The 19,150-nt window shown below is 30.7% G+C and carries 13 protein-coding genes; 5 read left to right on the plus strand and 8 right to left on the minus strand.

Translation table 11 applies throughout. The features are described 5' to 3' along the window. Positions 1–40: 40 nt before the first annotated feature. Positions 41–2,608 carry a DNA mismatch repair protein MutS gene (mutS, locus tag BMY86_RS05145; RefSeq protein ID WP_091466855.1) on the minus strand — a complete coding sequence of 856 codons (2,568 nt, stop codon included), beginning with the start codon at positions 2,606–2,608 and terminating at the stop codon, positions 41–43. Positions 2,609–2,796: 188 nt separating this feature from the next. Between mutS and BMY86_RS05150 the strand changes: the two genes are divergently transcribed. Then, on the plus strand, positions 2,797–3,324 hold the full coding sequence (locus tag BMY86_RS05150; RefSeq protein ID WP_091466071.1) for an RNA methyltransferase: 528 nt from the start codon (positions 2,797–2,799) through the stop codon (positions 3,322–3,324). A 34-nt stretch (positions 3,325–3,358) separates the two neighbouring features. On the opposite strand, the gene folK is transcribed toward BMY86_RS05150, so the two are convergent. After that, a complete protein-coding gene (folK, locus tag BMY86_RS05155; protein ID WP_091466073.1) occupies positions 3,359–4,495 on the minus strand; it encodes a 2-amino-4-hydroxy-6-hydroxymethyldihydropteridine diphosphokinase in 1,137 nt (378 codons plus the stop codon). Positions 4,496–4,608: 113 nt separating this feature from the next. Here folK and sppA point away from each other — a divergent pair, with 113 nt between their 5' ends. Both sppA and BMY86_RS05165 read left to right on the plus strand, forming a co-directional pair. After that, positions 4,609–6,381 (plus strand): signal peptide peptidase SppA, encoded by a 1,773-nt coding sequence (gene sppA / locus BMY86_RS05160; protein ID WP_091466076.1) that lies wholly within the window; start codon positions 4,609–4,611, stop codon positions 6,379–6,381. Between the two features lie 144 nt (positions 6,382–6,525). Further along, complete coding sequence (locus BMY86_RS05165; protein WP_091466078.1) at positions 6,526–9,105, plus strand: AsmA-like C-terminal region-containing protein; 2,580 nt, start codon at positions 6,526–6,528, stop codon at positions 9,103–9,105. A gap of 93 nt (positions 9,106–9,198) precedes the next feature. Here the strand turns inward: BMY86_RS05165 and pruA are convergent, their stop codons facing one another. The 3 genes from pruA to BMY86_RS05180 form a co-directional block, all read right to left on the minus strand. After that, on the minus strand, positions 9,199–10,824 hold the full coding sequence (gene pruA, locus BMY86_RS05170) for an L-glutamate gamma-semialdehyde dehydrogenase (RefSeq protein ID WP_091466082.1): 1,626 nt from the start codon (positions 10,822–10,824) through the stop codon (positions 9,199–9,201). Positions 10,825–10,927: 103 nt separating this feature from the next. Further along, positions 10,928–11,314, minus strand: coding sequence for a Co2+/Mg2+ efflux protein ApaG (gene apaG / locus BMY86_RS05175; RefSeq protein WP_091466084.1), 387 nt, complete (start codon positions 11,312–11,314; stop codon positions 10,928–10,930). Positions 11,315–11,364: 50 nt separating this feature from the next. After that, positions 11,365–12,606 (minus strand): type IX secretion system plug protein, encoded by a 1,242-nt coding sequence (locus tag BMY86_RS05180; protein ID WP_091466086.1) that lies wholly within the window; start codon positions 12,604–12,606, stop codon positions 11,365–11,367. Positions 12,607–12,793: 187 nt separating this feature from the next. Here BMY86_RS05180 and BMY86_RS05185 point away from each other — a divergent pair, with 187 nt between their 5' ends. After that, on the plus strand, positions 12,794–15,601 hold the full coding sequence (locus BMY86_RS05185) for a M16 family metallopeptidase (RefSeq protein ID WP_091466088.1): 2,808 nt from the start codon (positions 12,794–12,796) through the stop codon (positions 15,599–15,601). 36 nt (positions 15,602–15,637) lie between these two features. Here BMY86_RS05185 and BMY86_RS05190 read toward each other — a convergent pair whose 3' ends face one another. The 3 genes from BMY86_RS05190 to map form a co-directional block, all read right to left on the minus strand. Then, entirely contained in the window at positions 15,638–16,408 is a 771-nt protein-coding gene (locus tag BMY86_RS05190; RefSeq protein ID WP_091466090.1) for a class I SAM-dependent methyltransferase, read from the minus strand. Between the two features lie 56 nt (positions 16,409–16,464). Then, the gene (locus tag BMY86_RS05195; protein ID WP_091466858.1) at positions 16,465–16,833 is read right to left on the minus strand and encodes a GxxExxY protein; all 369 of its coding nucleotides are present in this window, start codon (positions 16,831–16,833) and stop codon (positions 16,465–16,467) included. Between the two features lie 80 nt (positions 16,834–16,913). After that, positions 16,914–17,732, minus strand: coding sequence for a type I methionyl aminopeptidase (gene map, locus BMY86_RS05200; protein ID WP_091466093.1), 819 nt, complete (start codon positions 17,730–17,732; stop codon positions 16,914–16,916). A gap of 122 nt (positions 17,733–17,854) precedes the next feature. On the opposite strand from map, the gene BMY86_RS05205 reads away from it, so the two are divergent. Beyond that, a complete protein-coding gene (locus tag BMY86_RS05205; RefSeq protein ID WP_091466095.1) occupies positions 17,855–19,123 on the plus strand; it encodes an acetyl-CoA hydrolase/transferase family protein in 1,269 nt (422 codons plus the stop codon). The last annotated feature ends 27 nt before the right edge of the window (positions 19,124–19,150 follow it).

Genomic DNA, 19,150 nt, shown 5'->3' on the forward strand with positions numbered 1-19,150 from the left:
TCTTCTTTACAACACTTTTTTTTAAAAAGTGGGCTTTTTTTTATTTCTTCAAAAGCATTTTTTTCAATTCGTTTAATTTCATTAATGCCTCAACCGGAGTGAGTGTGTTGATATCCAAACTGTTAATCTCTTCTTTGATGTCTTCTAATAATGGATCATCTAAATTGAAAAAACTTAATTGCATTTCATCTTTTTCTGCTTTTATACCATTTAAGGCTTCTCCAGAATGATCTTTTTCTAATTTCTTTAATATTTTTTGCGCTTTTTGAATCACCGTTTGAGGCATTCCAGCCATTTTTGCAACGTGAATTCCAAAACTATGTTCGCTTCCACCTTTTACCAATTTTCTAATAAATAAAACGGTGTCTTTTAATTCTTTTACCGAAACATTGAAATTTTGTACTCTTTCAAAAATACCTTCCATTTCATTTAGCTCATGATAATGAGTAGCAAATAAGGTTTTTGCTTTACTTGGATGTTCGTGTAAATATTCGGCAATCGCCCAAGCGATAGAAATTCCATCATAGGTTGAGGTTCCTCTTCCAATTTCATCTAACAATACTAAACTTCTATCAGAGATATTATTCAAAATGGAAGCGGTTTCATTCATTTCAACCATAAAAGTAGATTCGCCCATAGAAATGTTATCGCTAGCACCTACACGAGTAAAAATTTTATCTACAATTCCCATTCTAACTTTTTCTGCCGGTACAAAACTTCCCATTTGAGCCAAAAGTACAATTAATGCCGTTTGACGTAAAATAGCCGATTTACCCGACATATTCGGACCCGTTATCATAATCAATTGTTGGGTATCTCTATCTAAAAACACATCATTAGAGATATAAGGTGTGCCAATTGGAAGTTGTTTTTCAATAACAGGGTGTCTTCCGTCTTTAATGTCTAGGTCGAAGCTCTCATCAATCTCAGGTTGCACGTATTTGTTTTCAATTGCCATTTGTGCAAAACTTTGTAAACAATCAATTTGAGCTATTAAATTAGCGTTTAATTGAACAGGTTTAATGTATGTTGCCATCCAATTCACCAATTGTTCATATAACATGCTTTCTAATTGCGAAATTTTATCTTCCGCACCTAAAATTTTCGATTCGTATTCTTTTAGTTCTTCTGTAATGTAACGTTCAGCATTTACTAAAGTTTGCTTTCTAATCCATTCAGCTGGAACTTTGTCTTTATGTGTGTTTCTAACTTCAATATAATATCCGAAAACGTTATTAAAAGAAATTTTTAAAGATGGAATTCCTGTGTTTTCACTTTCTCGTTTTTCTAACGCTTCTAAATAGCCTTTTCCAGTTGAAGAAATATTACGTAATTCATCCAATTCAGCATTCACACCAAAAGCAATTGCATTTCCTTTATTAATAGAAACAGGTGCGTCTGGATTTAAAGTCGTTCCAATCTTTTCTCTCAATAATTCACAAGCATGTAAGCTATCGCCAATGGTTTTTAAGGCTTCATTTTTCGATTGTAAAGCCAATGTTTTAATTGGAATAATCGCGTCTAAAGAATCTTTTAAATAAATCACTTCTCTTGGAGAAACTTTTCCTGTAGCCACTTTTGAAATTAAACGCTCTAAATCGGAAATCTGTTTAATTTGATATTGAATTTGGTTTAATTCTTCGGAATTTTCTTTTAAATACGCTACCACTTCATGACGATCTTTAATTTTATTGATGTCTTTTAAAGGTAAAGCCAACCAGCGTTTCAATAAACGAGAACCCATTGGTGAAAGCGTTTTGTCAATTACATCAATTAAAGTAACTGCATTCGGATTGTAGCTATGATATAATTCTAAATTTCGAATGGTAAATCGGTCCATCCAAACATAAGCATCTTCTGCAATACGTTGAATATTGGTAATGTGTTGAATTTTATTATGTTGTGTTTCCGATAAGTAATATAAAATTGCTCCAGAAGTAATAATTGCCTCCGTAAAATCATCCACTCCAAATCCTTTTAATGAATTCGTTTGAAAATGTTTGGTTAAACTTTCAAATGCATAATCTTCTTTATAAATCCAATCTTCTAAATAGAAAACGTGAAAATCTTCACCAAAAGCTTGTTTGAAATTTGCTTTTTGTTGCTTGCAAACTAATACTTCACTCGGGCGGAAATTTTGTAATAATTTGTCAATGTATTCTTCATTTCCTTCAGCGGTTAAAAATTCTCCTGTGGAAACATCTAAAAAAGTAATACCGTTTGTTTTCTTACCTAAATAAACAGCTGCTAAAAAGTTATTCGATTTCGATTGTAAAATATCGTCGTTAAAAGAAACTCCAGGAGTAACTAATTCGGTAACGCCACGTTTTACAATTGTTTTTGTCATTTTTGGATCTTCTAATTGATCGCAAATGGCAACTCGAAGTCCGGCTTTAACTAACTTTGGTAAATACGTATTAATCGAATGATGTGGAAAACCAGCTAAAGCCGTTTCGCTTTCACTTCCGTTACCACGTTTGGTTAAAGTGATGCCTAAAATTCCAGCGGTGCGAATTGCGTCTTCACCGAAAGTTTCATAAAAATCTCCTACACGAAAAAGTAAACACGCATCAGGATATTTCGCCTTAATGGTGTTGTATTGTTGCATTAACGGAGATACTTTTGGTTCTTTTTCCTTTACTTCGGATGCTGATTTTTTAGCCACAATTCTAATTTTTAGTGCTGGCGAAGTTACTAATTTCAAAAATCAATAGCAATTGCAATATCAAATTTCAATTTAACTATATCCACAATTTTTAATCTTTGTAACTTTGCAACCTTGTAACTTAAAATAAAATGAGAAAATTAGCCAACGCCGAATTAAATAGAATTAGTAAAGAGGAATTTGCAGAAGCAAAAAAATCGCCAATCATAATTGTACTAGACGATATTAGAAGTTTGCATAATATTGGTTCTGTTTTTAGAACTTCAGATGCATTTTTAATTGAAAAAATCTATTTATGCGGAATTACGGCTGTGCCACCCAATAAAGAAATTCATAAAACCGCTTTAGGAGCAACGGATACTGTAGCATGGGAATACGCTAAAGATGTTTTGGAAGTTGTAGCTAAATTGAAAGAAGAAAATGTAAAAGTTTATTCTATTGAGCAAACGGAAAATGCAATTATGTTGGATGATTTTCAACCAGAATCGGATACAAAATATGCCTTGATTTTTGGAAACGAAGTGAAAGGCGTTTCTCAAGAAGCGATTAATTTATCGGATGGTGTTATTGAAATTCCACAATTAGGAAGCAAACATTCTTTAAATATTTCAGTGAGTGCTGGAATTGTTATTTGGGATTTGTTTCAGAAACTGAAATAAAAATTCCAAAAACAAAATTCCAAATTCCAATTTTTTATTTTGAAATTTTCATGTTGATCTCATTTAAAATATAAATGTAATCTTCTTGTTTTTTTACAAAATCTAATTCGGAAACATCGATTATTAATACATTTAAATCGGTTTGTGTTTTGATGTAATCTAAATATCCTTGGTTGATTTTTTCTAAATATTCGGCAGAAATTTCTTGTTCGTAACTTCTTCCGCGTTTTTTGATATTAGCTAATAAACGTTCCGTGTTTTGATACAAATATACGTATAAGTCGGGCTTTGGCATTTCTTTATACATGATGTCGAACATTGTTTTGTACAAACGAAATTCGTCTTCTTGTAAAGTTACTTTTGCGAAAATTATCGACTTGAAAATATGATAATCGGCAACAATAAAATCTTTAAATAAATCGAATTGCGCTAAATCATCCGATAATTGATGGTAACGATCTGCCAAAAAAGACATTTCCAAAGGAAAAGCATAACGACTTTGGTCTTTATAAAATTTAGGCAAAAACGGATTGTCGGCAAATCGTTCTAACACTTTTTTTGCGTTACAATCTTCAGCAATTTTATTAGTAAGTGTTGTTTTTCCAGCGCCAATATTTCCTTCTATGGCAATGTAATTCAGGTTTTGAAAATTTAAATTTTCAAGAGGGTTTTTAAGATTTCCAATGACAGTAATTTCAGAAGTGTCTTCACAAATTGAAATTAATTCTGAAATAGATTTATTTAATTTTGGATGTTGCCATTTTGGAGAAATATCACGCAAAGGATACAATACAAATTTCCGATTATGTAAGTGTTGATGCGGAATTACTAAATTTTCCGTTTCAATAATTTCCTCGTTAAAAGAAATCAAATCGATATCAATAATTCTCGATTGATAACCTTCCGATTCCGATCGAACTCGGCCTAATTTTTTTTCTAATTTTAATATTTGATTTAATATTTTTTTGGCCGATTTATGGGTATGAATTTTAACATTGCAATTATAAAACGCTTCACCTTCAAAACCCCAAGCTGGAGTTTCATATACTTTTGAAATATCAATTATGGTTGCAATAGTATGATGAATGGCTTCAATACAAAACAACAAATTTTCCAATTTGTGTCCCATATTAGTTCCTAATGAAAGTATGATTTCGTTTTGTGTCTTCATCTGACAACAAATTAACAAACAATTTTAGACTTATGCTTTACATAAAATATTTTTTTATGAACATGTAACAAAATCCTTTAAAATGCTACTCATCAGTAAATAAAATGATAATTATGAATTTTTTTAAAAGCGTTTTTGCTACAGTTGTAGGAATATTTTTATTTATAATACTTAGTTTCTTTCTTTTGATTGGAATCAGTGCTTTATTTGGCGGTGATGGTGGTAAAGTTAAAGTAAAAGACAATTCGGTAATTCAACTGGATTTATCCAAAGTTAATTTCGATTATACTGGAAAATATAAATCGGATAGTCCGTTTAGTGAATTAATGATTGACAAAAGTAAAGTTGGTTTTATTGAAGTTTTAAACGCTATCGAAAATGCTAAAAAAGACGATAAGATAAAAGGAATTACTATTGTAAATAACCAATCTACATTAGGTTTGGCGCAAAGTAAAGAGTTGAGAGATAAATTAGAAGATTTTAAAAAGTCGGGTAAATTTATCATGTCGTATGCTAATTATTTTACGCAAAAAGAATATTATATTAATTCGGTTGCCGATGCAGTTTATTTAAATCCTGCTGGAGAAGTTGATTTTAAAGGATTAAGTTCTGAGTTATTATTCTTCAAGAATTTCCAAGATCAAACCGGATTAAAAATGGAAATCATTCGCCATGGAAAATTTAAAAGTGCGGTTGAACCTTTCTTAGCACAAGAAATTAGTCCAGAAAACAGAGAACAAGTTACAGCTTTATTAAATTCAGTTTGGAATACTATTGTTACAGATATCGCAAAAACGAGAAAAATTCCAGTTGAAACTTTAAACGGAATTGCAAATGATTTATTAGCGCGTACTCCAAAAATGGCGTTAGAGAATAAATTGGTTGATAAAATTGCTTATGAAGATGAGTTTAATGATGCTATAAAATCGAAATTAAAAGTTAAGAAAGAGGATGATTTAGAATCTATTTCTATTGCTGATTATGTTGCCGATTCTTCTTTAAAATCTAATGATTATACTAAAGATGATATTATTGCGGTAATTTATGCACAAGGTGAAATTAATGGAGGTGAAGGTGATGTAGATTATATTGGTGAAGGTTCTATTAATCGTTCATTAAAAGAAGCAAGAGAAGATGAAGATGTTAAAGCCATTGTTTTAAGAATTGATAGTCCGGGTGGAAGTGCTTTGGTTTCTGAATTAATTTGGAGAGAAATTGAATTGACTAAAAAAGTAAAGCCAGTAGTTGTTTCTATGGGTAATTTAGCTGCTTCGGGTGGATATTATATTGCTTGTAATGCGAATACGATTTTCGCGGAACCAACAACTATAACGGGTTCAATTGGAGTTTTCGGAATGTTACCAAATATGCACGGATTTGCAACTAAATACGGAATCAATGCAGAGCAAGTTCAAACGCATAAAAATGCTGCTGGATATAGTGTTTTCGAACCAATTTCAGAAGATTTTAAAAACGTAACGTTGGAAAGCATTGATAATATCTACAAAACGTTTGTTACACGTGTAGCAACAGGTAGAAAAATGTCTTTTGCTCAAGTTGATGCTATTGCTCAAGGAAGAGTTTGGACAGGTTCAGATGCAATTAAAAATGGATTAGTTGATAAATTAGGAAATTTAGATGCTGCTATTAAACACGCTGCCTCTTTAGCTAAATCAAAAGAGTACAGAACAGAAAATTATCCAGAATACAAAAAAGATTTCAATAAAATATTTGAAGCGTTAGCTGGAGCAAGTATTTATAAGTCGAAAGAGACGATTATGAAAGAAGAAATTGGTGAGGAAAATTATATGTTGCTTCAGAAAATTAAAAAAATTAACAATAGAAAAGGTATTCAAATGTTAATGCCTTACGAATTGAATTACTAAAGTCATAAAAAATTTAGTTTAAAATTAAACATGAAAACGTCATTCTGTAAAGTTTGACGTTTTTTTTAACAATAATTTGGTTAAAATTTATTCTTTGGTATTAACTTTGTAGTAATTAATAAAATCTTTAAAAAAATCATTCTTATGTTGAAAAAAGTTTTAAAATGGTCTGGAATTACGTTGCTAACACTTGTAATTGTTTTGGCAGCAGTACCTTTTTTGTTTAAAGATAAAATCAAATCACAAATATTAGAAACGATAAATAAAAATGTAAACGCTAAAGTTGAATTAGAAGACGTTAGCTTAAATTTATTTAAAAGCTTTCCGCGTGCCAATGTAACTTTAGACAAAATTAGTGTTATAAATAGAGCTCCATTTGAAGGTGATACATTAGTATATTCTGATAAAATCAGCTTAAAAATGAGTATGATGGAACTTTTCAATGGTGAAAATGAACCTATGAAAATAGAATCAATTACTACTGAAAACACAAAGTTGAATATTCTTTTCAATAAAGATGGTGTAGGAAATTATGATATTGCTTTAAAGAAAGATGAAAAAGAAACCGCTAAAGAAGAAAAACCTTTCGCGTTAAGTATTCAAAATTATGAAGTTGAGAATTTAAGATTTACGTATAAAGATGAAGCTTCTAAAATGAAAATGGTTTTAGATAGCATCAACCATGAAGGTACAGGAAACTTCGAACAAGATGTTTTAGATTTAGATACCAAAACAACTGCGAATCTTACTTTTGATATGGATAAAAGTAATTTTATGCGCAATGTGAAAATTTCTTTAGATGCCATTTTAGGAATCGATTTAAAAAATAGTAAATATACTTTCAAAGAAAATAAAGCGTTAATCAATCAGTTGCCATTAAACTTTAATGGGTTTATTCAAATGGCTGAAAAAGAGCAGGTTTACGATTTAACGTTTAACACACCTTCTTCAGATTTTAAAAACTTTTTAGGATTAATTCCGGCTCAATATGCTGGTAATTTAGATGGTGTAGAAACGACAGGTAAATTTGAAGTAAAAGGAAAAGTAAAAGGTAATTTAACAGACACAACTATTCCTGCTTTTAACGTGGAAATGTTGTCTAATAATGCGTCATTCCATTATAAAGATTTACCAAAATCAGTAAAAAATATTCATATCGATACACATATTGTTAATGAAACAGGTGTAATGAATGATACGTATGTTGATTTAGATAAACTTTCATTTGCCATAGATCAAGACGTGTTTAATGCAAGTGCTCATGTTAAAAATATTGCTGAAAATCCGAATGTAGATGCGGCTTTAAAAGGTGTTATTAATTTAGCAAATGTTTCAAAAGCATATCCTGTAAAATTAGAAAAACCATTAAGCGGTGTATTAAGAGCGGATGTGAAAACAGCTTTTGATATGAAATCGGTAGAAACTAGTCAATATCAAAATATTAAAAATTCTGGAAATATTAATTTAACAGGATTCAATTATGCTGGACCAGAAATGGCTAAACCAGTAAGTATTTCAGTTGCAGATGTAACGTTTAATCCAACTAAAATTAACTTGAATAAATTACAAGCTAAAACAGGTAAATCGGATGTAAATGTTTCAGGAAGTTTAGATAATTTTTACGGATTCATGTTTAAGAATCAAATTTTAAAAGGGAATTTCAATTTGAATTCTTCTTTATTTGCGGTTTCTGATTTCATGGCGCCAACGACAACTACTAGTGAAGATGGTAAGAAAACTACAGAACAAGTAAAAATTCCAAGTTTCTTAGATTGTACATTGTCTGCAAAAGCTACAACAGTTATTTATGATAATTTGAATCTGAAAAATGTTGCAGGAACTTTAATTATAAGAGATCAAGCGGTAAATTTAAAAGGGTTGACTATGGATGTTTTTGGTGGTAAAATTGGTCTTAACGGATTGGTTTCAACTAAAAATAAAGTGCCAACTTTCGATATGGATTTAGGGTTGAATACAGTTGATATCGGTCAGACTTTCTCTATGTTAAATACTTTGAAGACAATTACACCAATTGCTGGAGTTATTGCTGGTAAAATGAATTCAACTATTAAATTAAATGGTAATTTAACACAAAGTATGATGCCAGATGTTAAATCGATTTCTGGAGATTTATTTGCAAGTATCTTACAAGGTTCTTTAAATAAAAATAATTCAACTTTATTGACTGATTTAAGCAGTAAAGCAACATTCTTAGATTTTAAAGATGTGAATTTAAAAGATGTAAAAGCAGCACTTTCTTTTGAAAATGGAAAAGTTTCTGTTAAACCATTTACGTTAAAACATAAAGATATTGCTGTTCAAATTGCAGGTTCGCATGGATTTGATCAAAACATGAATTATAATTTAAAATTCGATGTACCAGCTAAATATTTAGGGAAAGATGTGAATAATTTAATTGCTAAATTAACACCTGCTGATGCGGCTAAAATTGAAAATGTTCCTGTAAATGCTTTAATGAACGGAAGTTTTAAATCGCCAAAAATTACAACTGATTTACAAAGCGCAACTAAAAATGTAGCTTCTCAGCTAGTGAAAATGCAAAAAGATAAATTGGTTCAACAAGGAACGGGAGCGTTAACAAATATGCTTGGTGGAAACAAACCAAAAGATACCACTAAAACTACAACTACTCCAAAAGAGCAAGTTGGTGGTGCTATTAAAGATGGAATCAAAGGATTGTTTGGAAAGAAGAAAAAAGAATAAATTAAAAATTTTATATAAACAAAAAATGCCAAGTGAAAACTTGGCATTTTTTGTTGTTTTAACGTATCAGGTTTTTGAAACCTGACAGGTTAATTATCCTAAGAAAGGATAGCTATAATGTTCTGGAGTAACGAAAGTTTCCTTAATTGTTCTAGGAGAAACCCAACGTAATAAGTTTTGTGCAGAACCTGCTTTGTCATTTGTTCCTGAAGCTCTTGCTCCACCAAATGGTTGCATTCCTACAACTGCTCCAGTTGGTTTGTCGTTAATATAGAAGTTACCAGCAGCATTTTGTAAGGCAACCGTTGCTTCTTCAATTGCATATCTGTCTGTACTTAAAACAGCACCTGTTAAAGCGTATTCAGAAGTTTCATCTATTAATTGTAAGGTTTCAGACCATTTTGCATCTTCATATACATAAATTGTAATTACTGGTCCGAATAATTCCGTTTCCATTGTAGCGTATTTCGGATTTGTCGTTACAATAACAGTTGGCTCTACAAACCATCCTTTTGATTTATCGTAATTTCCACCAATAATGATTTCAGCATCTGCATCTTTTTTAGCTTGATCGATATAACTTGCTAATTTGTCAAAAGATCCTTCATGAATTACTGCTGTAATGAAGTTTGAAAAATCTTCTGGTGATCCCATTTTCATAGTTGCTACATCAGCAATTAATTGTTCTTTTACAGCTGGCCATAAACTTTGAGGAATATAAGCTCTTGAAGCAGCAGAACATTTTTGTCCTTGGAATTCGAAAGCACCACGAGTAATTGCAGTTGTAACTTGTTTTACATTAGCAGATGGGTGAGCCATAACGAAATCTTTTCCACCTGTTTCACCTACAATTCTTGGATATGTTTTGTATCTGTGAATGTTTTCACCGATTTTTTTCCAAATTTCTTTGAAGATAAATGTTGAACCTGTATAGTGAATACCAGCGAAATCTGGAGAAGCTAATACTGTATCTGTAATCATAACTGGATCACCAAAAACAACATTAATTACTCCGTCTGGAACTCCAGCTTCTTTGAAAACATCAATAATAACTTTTGCAGAAAAAACTTGGCTATCACTTGGTTTCCATACCACAACATTACCCATTAAAGCCGCACTCGCAGGTAAATTTGCTGCAATTGCTGTAAAGTTAAAAGGAGTTACTGCGTAAACGAATCCTTCTAATGGACGGTATTCTACACGATTCCACATATCTGATGTCGACGCCGGTTGGTCTGCATAAATTTGAGTCATGAATTCAACGTTAAAACGTAAGAAGTCGATTAACTCACAAGAAGCATCAATTTCAGCTTGGTGAATTGTTTTTGATTGTGCAATCATCGTTGCAGCATTTATTTTTGCTCTGTATGGACCAGCGATTAATTCAGCCGCTTTTAAAAAGATAGCAGCACGTTGTTCCCAAGCCATGTTTGCCCATTTAGTTCTGCTTTCTAAAGCATTTGCAATTGCTTTTTCAACATGAGCTTTTTCTGCTAAATGATACGTTCCAACTACATGTTGGTGATCATGTGGAGCAGTCATGTTTCTTGTGTTTCCTGTGAAAATTTCTTCTGAACCAATATATAATGGTACGTCAATTTTAGAATTCCACATCGCTTTGTAAGCGTCTAAAACTCTTGCTTTTTCTGGAGAATTTGGTGCGTAACCTTTTACCGGCTCATTTACCGCTTTAGGTATATTAAAAAATCCTTTTAACATTATTTAGTTTGTTATTTGTTAGACTATTTTTGAGATAGTTAGCCAATTGCTAAAAACCAATACAAAAGTACAAAGGATAAATTGAATTCTAAAATAAATAATTTTAGTTTAACGCAAATGGAACGCTTAACTTAAATGTCGGAATTTGAACTTGAAAAGTTTCATTGGTAATTAAGTTAACCATATTGTAATATCCAGTCATTGCTCCAATTGTAGAATGTAGCATACAACCTGAAGAATATACGTGTTTGTCTCCTGATTCTATAATAGGTTGTTGTCCAACAACACCATCACCTTCAATAACTTCAGTGAAATTTAAAGAGTCCATAACTTCCCAATGACGAGAAATTAATTGAACCGTATTTTGAGTTTGGTTTTCAATGGAAATTTCATAAGAAAATGCATAAAGTAATTGGTGTTCTTTATAGTAAGTTCCTTCAAAACGTGTAGAAACAGAAATTTTTATGCCGCTTGTGATTTGAGTTACCATTTTGAAAATTTAAGTATTTCAAAGTTACTAAATATAACGCTAACTAAATGTTAATTTTTAATTTCAGTGCTATTTTGTCTAGCAATTCCAACAACTCTATCGTATCGTTCTGCTGGTCCTTTGTAGTAAACTAAAACAATATATTCATTTTCTGTTTGATAAAAATTCCCATCTATTGCATTTTCTTCATCAATTTTACCATTAGCATCCACTAAAGTATATTGGTAGTTTGTAAATCCTTGTTTGATTAATACTGCTTTTTCAAATGTTTTAGTACTAGCATTATATTCCATTTTAAATTCATCTGAAATTTGATAATTATTAAACATTCCAGAAATATAAACAGATTTGTTTAATGAATTTTCATCAGCAGCTAAACCAAAATATACCCAAGCATAATCGGCTTCAATTTCGTTATTTGTAGTGTTAAAATTAGTTACGAAGAAATTGCCGTTTATATCTGGGAAATACGTGTAAATTTTGTTTTTTCGAGGCTCGTTAGTGTATAAAATAGTATTATAAATATCGCCAGTAGTAACTTTAGCAATTGCGTTTGAAGCCGCACGAATGTTTTTATTTTCGAAATTTAAAAACTCATTACCCGCCCAAAATTGTGTTTCTTTATTGTATCTGTAAATCAATTGTGTGCCAATTGTATATTGTGGTTTAATGTTGTGAATGGCATTGCTAAATTTCCCATTCTGATAGATAGAAACTTTAAAATTTTCTTTGGGATTTTGTAAAGGTTTGTCTTTGTAATCTATGAAAAATTCAATGTTTTGTTTGTGTTTGATGGTTTCCATATCACGCGAACGTCTGATGGTGACACCAATTGAAGTAAGGTCTTCATAAATGATAAACTTTCTTGAGAAAATGATGTTTTGTTCATCATCGTAAACTTTCACAATATAGTTTCCGCTTTTAATGATTTGATTGAATCGATTTGGAAAACTCAATTTATAATGTGAATATACTTGCAAACAATTTAATGAATTTTGATAATCCTGAATTCTTTGATTATCTAATCCGCTTATATATTCATTTTTTAATAATTGACTTGGTGTCCAGTCGTAATTATAATGTTCAATGGTGTAGTAATAATCTTCTTCATTACCAAATAAATCATCAAATTGTAAATTGAAACTTTCTCCCAATCTAAAAAAAGGAATCGTATTGTTTACATTTTGAGAAAAAGTAACCGTTTTAATGTTATAAGGTGGTGCAACTTCTTGTTCTTGCGAGAAAACTACAGTAGCAAATAATAGTATAAAGATTTGAAATTTTAACTTCATATGATTTTGATGTATTTCGTAAAAATAGCCAATTTTAAAATAAAATAGCCTTTTTGATTTCTTAAAACTTCTTAAAAGAATGTTATTAAATATTAAATGTAAAAAAAGTTATGTTAAAATATAATATTTTGTAGTATTTATCGTTTTAATTTGCAATCATGTTAAAATACAAACAAAAAATTATTTTATGAATTATTTCAAAAAGTTTTCGGTAGCTCTTTTTGTGTTGCCCTTGAGTATAATGGCTCAAGATTTAGATGTGAAAGTTCCGTTTGATCCAAATGTGAAGACTGGAGTTTTACCAAACGGTTTAACTTATTTTATTAGAAAAAATGCGAAACCTGAGAAAAAAGTCGATTTAAGACTTGTTATTAAAGCGGGTTCAATTTTAGAAACCGATCAACAACAAGGATTGGCGCACTTTATGGAGCATATGTGTTTTAATGGAACAAAAAGATTTCCAAAGAATAAATTAGTCGATTATTTACAAAGTATTGGGGTGAAATTCGGACAGCATTTAAATGCTTATACAAGTTTTGATGAAACGGTTTATTTTTTACCAATACCAGCAGATAGTCCTGAAAAAATTGAAAATGGATTTAATATTTTAGAAGATTGGGCTTTTAATACTACTTTATCACCAGAAGAAATTGACAAAGAAAGAGGTGTTGTTTTAGAAGAATACCGTTTAGGATTAGGAGCTGATAAAAGAATGATGGGTCGATTTATGCCAAAAATGATGTATAATTCTCAATATGCACATCGTTTGCCAATCGGTCAAAAAGAAATTTTAGAAAATTTCACTTATGATAAATTAACTAGTTTTTATAAAGATTGGTATCGTCCAAATTTAATGGCAGTTATTGTTGTAGGAGATATTGATGTGAATGAAATGGAAAAGAAAATTAAAGATCATTTTAGTTCATATAAAAATCCTAAAAATGAAAAACCTAGATCACAATTTGAAGTTCCTAATCATAAAGAAACTTTTGTTGCTATTGAATCGGATAAAGAAGCTTCAAGTTCTGATGTGCAATTATTATATAAAGATTTAGATACTCCAAAGAAAAGAATAACTGAAAAAGATTTGAAAAAGGCAATTGTTGAAAGTTTATTTACTTCGATGATTAATGCTCGTTTAGACGAATATGCAAATGGAAATAAACCTCCATTTTTATATGGATACTCTTATCATGGCGAAACTTTTGCTCAGACTAAAAATGCTTATCAATCGATGGCAATGACTGAAGACAACAAGCAGTTAGAAGCTTTAAAAGTTTTAGTAGATGAAAATAATAGAGTAAAAAAATTCGGTTTTAAACAAGGTGAATTAGATAGGGCTAAAGCTGAAGTATTAGCTTGGAAGGACAAACAATATAAAGAAAAAGATAAGCAAAATTCAGAAATGTATGTAAATGAATTACAATCTCATTTCTTGTCGGGTAACTTATTACCAGGAATTGAATGGTCGTATGAATTTTATTCTAAATTTATTCCAACTATTACTTTGGCAGATGTGAATGCAGAAATTTCTAAATTAATTAGAGAAGAAAATCGAGTAGTTATTTTAACTAGTCCAGAAAAAGAATCAATTAAAAAAATTACAGAATCAGAAGTTTTATCGGTTCTTAATAATGATGCCTCTACAATTAAAGATTATGAAGATAAAGCTGTTGCCGCTTCATTATTAAGAAATCCAATTAAAGAAGGTTCAATTATTAATAAATCGACTATTGATAAAATTGGAGTAAAAACGTTTGAATTATCGAATGGTGCTGTTGTAAAATACAAAAAAACCGACTTCAAAAATGAAGAAATTTTATTTGAAGCCGTAAGTTTTGGTGGTTCTAATTTGTATTCAAATGAAGATTTTAAGAAAGTAAATTGGGCTAATGGAGGTTTAACAGAAGCTGGTTTTTCTGGATTAAAAACGAATGATGTTACAAAATTCATGACGGGTAAAATTGCAAATGTTTCTCCATATATTTCTGGATTAACTGAAGGTTTAAGAGGTTCGTCTACACCAAAAGATTTTGAGTATATGTTACAAATGATGTATGCGTATTTTACAGATTTAAATTACGATGCAGAAGCGTTTGAAGCGTATAAACAAAAGCAAAATTCAATGTTTGCTAATATTGCTTCACAACCAAACTTTTATTTTAGTCAAGAATTTTATTCGTATTTGAATCAAGACAATCCACGATTTTTAGGATTAGTACCAATGGAGAAAGATTGGACTTATACCGATTATAAATTAGCATATGAAAAATATAAAGAACGATTTGCTAATGCCGGAGATTTTGAATTTTACTTTGTTGGAAATATTGATGAAACTCAATTTGAAAATTTAATTAAGAAATATATTGCTTCTTTACCTGCAACCAAATCTAAGGAAACATACAAAGATTTAGGATATAGAGTTAGAAAAGGGGAAGTAAAAAAAGTGGTAAACAAAGGTACTGATCCGAAAAGTAATGTAAATATTATGATATTTGGAGAAACTTCATATAATGCCGATGAAGTACTGCCAATGCAGTTTTTAGGCGAAATTTTAAACATCAAACTAACAGAAAAACTTCGTGAAGCGGAAAGTGGGGTTTATACAGTACGTTCAAGTGGTTCAGTTTCTAAAGTTCCTTATGGATCTTTTAATTTTAATGTTTCATTTCCATGTGGTCCAGATAATGCTGAAAAATTAATCCAATCTACACTTCAAGAAATGGAAAAATTAGTAGCAAACGGTCCAGAAGAAAAAGACTTATTAAAAGTAAAAGAAACGAATTTGTTAGACTACAAAAAGAATAGTAAAGAAAATAGATATTGGATGTCTAACTTTACAAAAGCTTTTACAAATTCAGGGAATTTAGAAGATATTTTAAAATATGAAGAAAATGTAAATGCGGTAACGGCAAAACAAATTCAAGAAGTTGCAAAAAAATATCTAACTAAAGAAAAGAAAATAGGAGTTCTAATGCCAGAAGAAAAGAAATAATGTAAACAAAAAGTCCCGATTTAATCGGGACTTTTTTTATTTATAAACCACAGGAATAATTTCTCCTTTTGCTAAACAATATTTTTCAACTAAATCGGCAGAAATAGTATTGGTGTAATCTACTTCTTCCACTCTAAAACCAATGCTTCTTAATTTGTCGAAATAATCTCTACCATACACACGAACGTGATCGTATTGTCCGAAAATTTTAGCACGTTCTTTTTGATCTGTAATTGAATCATCTGAAAAAGTAACTGCTCTATTTAAATCTTGCGGAATTTGAAATATTCCCATTCCACCTGGTTTCATGACTCTGTATAATTCTTGCATCGCTTTAGTATCGTCTGGAATGTGTTCTAAAACGTGGTTGCATAAAATCATATCATATTGATTGTCTTCAAATGGCAAATTACAAATGTCTGCTTTTACATCTGCTAATGGTGACAATAAATCAGTAGTCGTATACTCCAAATTCGCCTGCTTTTTAAAACGTTTATAAAACTCTTGTTCTGGAGCGAAGTGTAATACTTTTATTTTTTCAGTTGAAGTGAAAAAGTTAGTTTCATTTTTTAAATATAACCATAATAAACGGTGTCTTTCCAATGATAAAGTACTTGGAGATAATACATTGTTTCGTTGCGTTCCATACCCATAAGGTAAAAACATACGAAAACTTTTCCCGTCAATTGGATCAGTAAATGTATTTCCTTTTAACAAAAACGCAATAATAGGACGAACCACAATACTCAATCTAATTAAGATTGGACGTGGAATCGTGTTAAGTATAAATTTGAATATTTTTTTCATTTTGTTATTACACAAAGTTTCACAGAGAAATCACAGAGATTCGCAAAATTTTGTTTTTATGTATTTATAAATCGTTTAATATTATTTTTTAAAATTTTAGAATGAAAGTTGATTAAAAGTCCTAAAGGAAATTCGCCTAATTTTAAATAGGTAAGAATTTGAGCTTTATGAACTTCATTTAATTCTTCAACGGTTTTTAATTCTATAACGATTAAATCATTGATTAATAAGTCAATTCTATAACCGTGGTTTAATTCGATATCTTTATAAATAATTGGTAAAGAAACTTCTTTTTCTACTTTTAGTCCAATTCTCTCTAATTCAAAAATTAAACAATTTTGATAAGCAGATTCTAAAAGTCCTGGTCCGAGTATTTTGTGTACTTCTATTGCACAACCAATTATTTTATACGATATTTTGTTAATTTCTTCATTTAGTTATTTCATTAAATTTAAAATTAATTTTGCGTGGCTTTGAGTAAATTTTGTGTGGCTTTGTGTGATAATTATAAAACTAATGGTACGCTTCTTAAACCGTCTTCTTCATTACTCACAATTCCTAGAGCTTCATATATATAGGCGAAAGTTGAAAGTAATTCTGGTTTTCCGTCAACAATAGCTACATCGTGTTCGAAATGTGCAGATGGTTTTTTATCGGCAGTAGTGATTGTCCAACCATCTTTATGTTGAATGATGTTTTTAGTACCCATATTAATCATCGGTTCGATAGCAATTACCATTCCGTTGATTAATTTTTTACCACGACCTCTTTTTCCATAATTCGGAACTTCCGGATCTTCATGCATTTTTCTACCTAAACCATGTCCACATAATTCACGAACTACTCCATAACCATGTCCTTCGCAATATTGTTGAATAGCATAACCGATATCTTCTACACGATTTCCAACTTTAGTTTCACGAATTCCAATGTATAATGATTCTTTAGTAACTTGTAATAGTTTTTTTGTTGCTGCATCAACTTCACCAACTTCAAAAGTATAAGCATGATCACCGTAAAAACCATTTTTTAATGCACCACAATCTACAGAAATAATATCGCCATCCACTAAAGGAGTATCATTTGGAATTCCGTGTACGACTTGAGTATTCGGACTCATGCATAACGAATTTGGAAATCCATACATTCCTAAAAATGCTGGTTCTGCACCATGGTCTCGAATGAAAGTTTCGGCCAATTTATCTAAATATAAAGTCGTTACTCCAGGTTTAATTTCCTTCGCAATCATCCCTAAAGTTTTAGAAACAATTAAAGCGCTTTCACGCATTAATTCTATTTCTTCAGCAGTTTTTATTACAATCATTTTAATGAAATTGAGTTTGCAAAAATACAATAATCTTTGGATAATTTTTATCTTTATGAATAGTATGAGTTTTGTCATATTTTAAGAGGTAAATCGCAAGTAATTTTGCATAAAAATTAGGTATGGGAAAATATGTAACCGCAGCAGAAGCTGTACAAGTTGTGAAATCTGGAGATCGAATTTATGTTCAAGCTGCCGCCGCAACGTCAACAATTTTAACAAAAGCATTAGCTGAAAGAGCGAGTGAATTAAGAAATGTAGAAATTTGTCATTTGCATACAGAAGGAGATGCGCCTTATGCTAATCCAGATTTATCGGAGAGTTTTCATGTGAATTCTTTTTTTATTGGAGCGAATGTGCGTCATACTTTAAAAGCTGGAAATGGATCGTATACACCTGTTTTTCTGAGTGAATTGCCTTCGCTTTTTAGAAAAAAAGTTTTAGAATTGGATGTTGTTTTTATTCATGTTTCACCGCCGGATAGTCATGGTTATTGTTCATTAGGAGTTTCAGTTGAAGCTAGTTTAGCCGCTATAGAAAATGCAAAAATTGTAATCGCACAAGTCAATAAAAATATGCCAAGAACTTTTGGAGATGGCATTTTACATGTTTCAGAAATTGATTATTTGGTTGAGGTTGATGTGCCGATTTTTGCACATGAAGTTTGTCCGTTTTCTGCAGAAGAAGAAAAAATCGGTGAATATGTAGCTTCTTTAATTGAAAACCAAAGTACATTACAAATGGGAATTGGTTCCATTCCGAATGCAGCATTAAGTAAATTAAAGAATCATAAAGATTTAGGATTACACACGGAAATGTTTTCAGATGGCGTAATCGATTTAATTGAAAATGATGTTATAAATTGTAATTATAAAGGAATTTCTAGAGGAAGAGCATTAGCAACATTTTTAATTGGTTCGAAACGTTTGTACGATTTTGTAAATGATAATCCATTTATTGAAATGAAAGAATCTTCTATTGTTAATGACACGGCTAATATTAGAAAAAATCCGAAAATGATTGCTATTAATTCGGCTATTGAAGTTGATGTAACAGGTCAGGTTTGTGCCGATTCCATTGGAGCACATATGTATTCTGGAGTAGGAGGTCAGATGGATTTTATTAGAGGAGCATCTTTAAGTCAAGGTGGAAAAGCCATTATCGCATTGCCTTCCATAACAAAAAGAGGAGAAAGTAGAATTGTACCACATTTAAAACAAGGAGCAGGAGTGGTAACTACTCGTTCGCATGTTCAATACATCATTACAGAAAACGGAATAGCGAATTTATATGGAAAAACGTTGAAACAACGAGTAAATGAAATGGTTAAAATTGCGCATCCTAGTCATCAAGAAGCAGTGGAAAAAGCTTATTATGATATGATTAAATAAAAAAAATGCTCCCAATTGGGAGCATTT

The organism is Flavobacterium urocaniciphilum (assembly GCF_900110615.1).
Lineage (GTDB): Bacteria > Bacteroidota > Bacteroidia > Flavobacteriales > Flavobacteriaceae > Flavobacterium > Flavobacterium urocaniciphilum.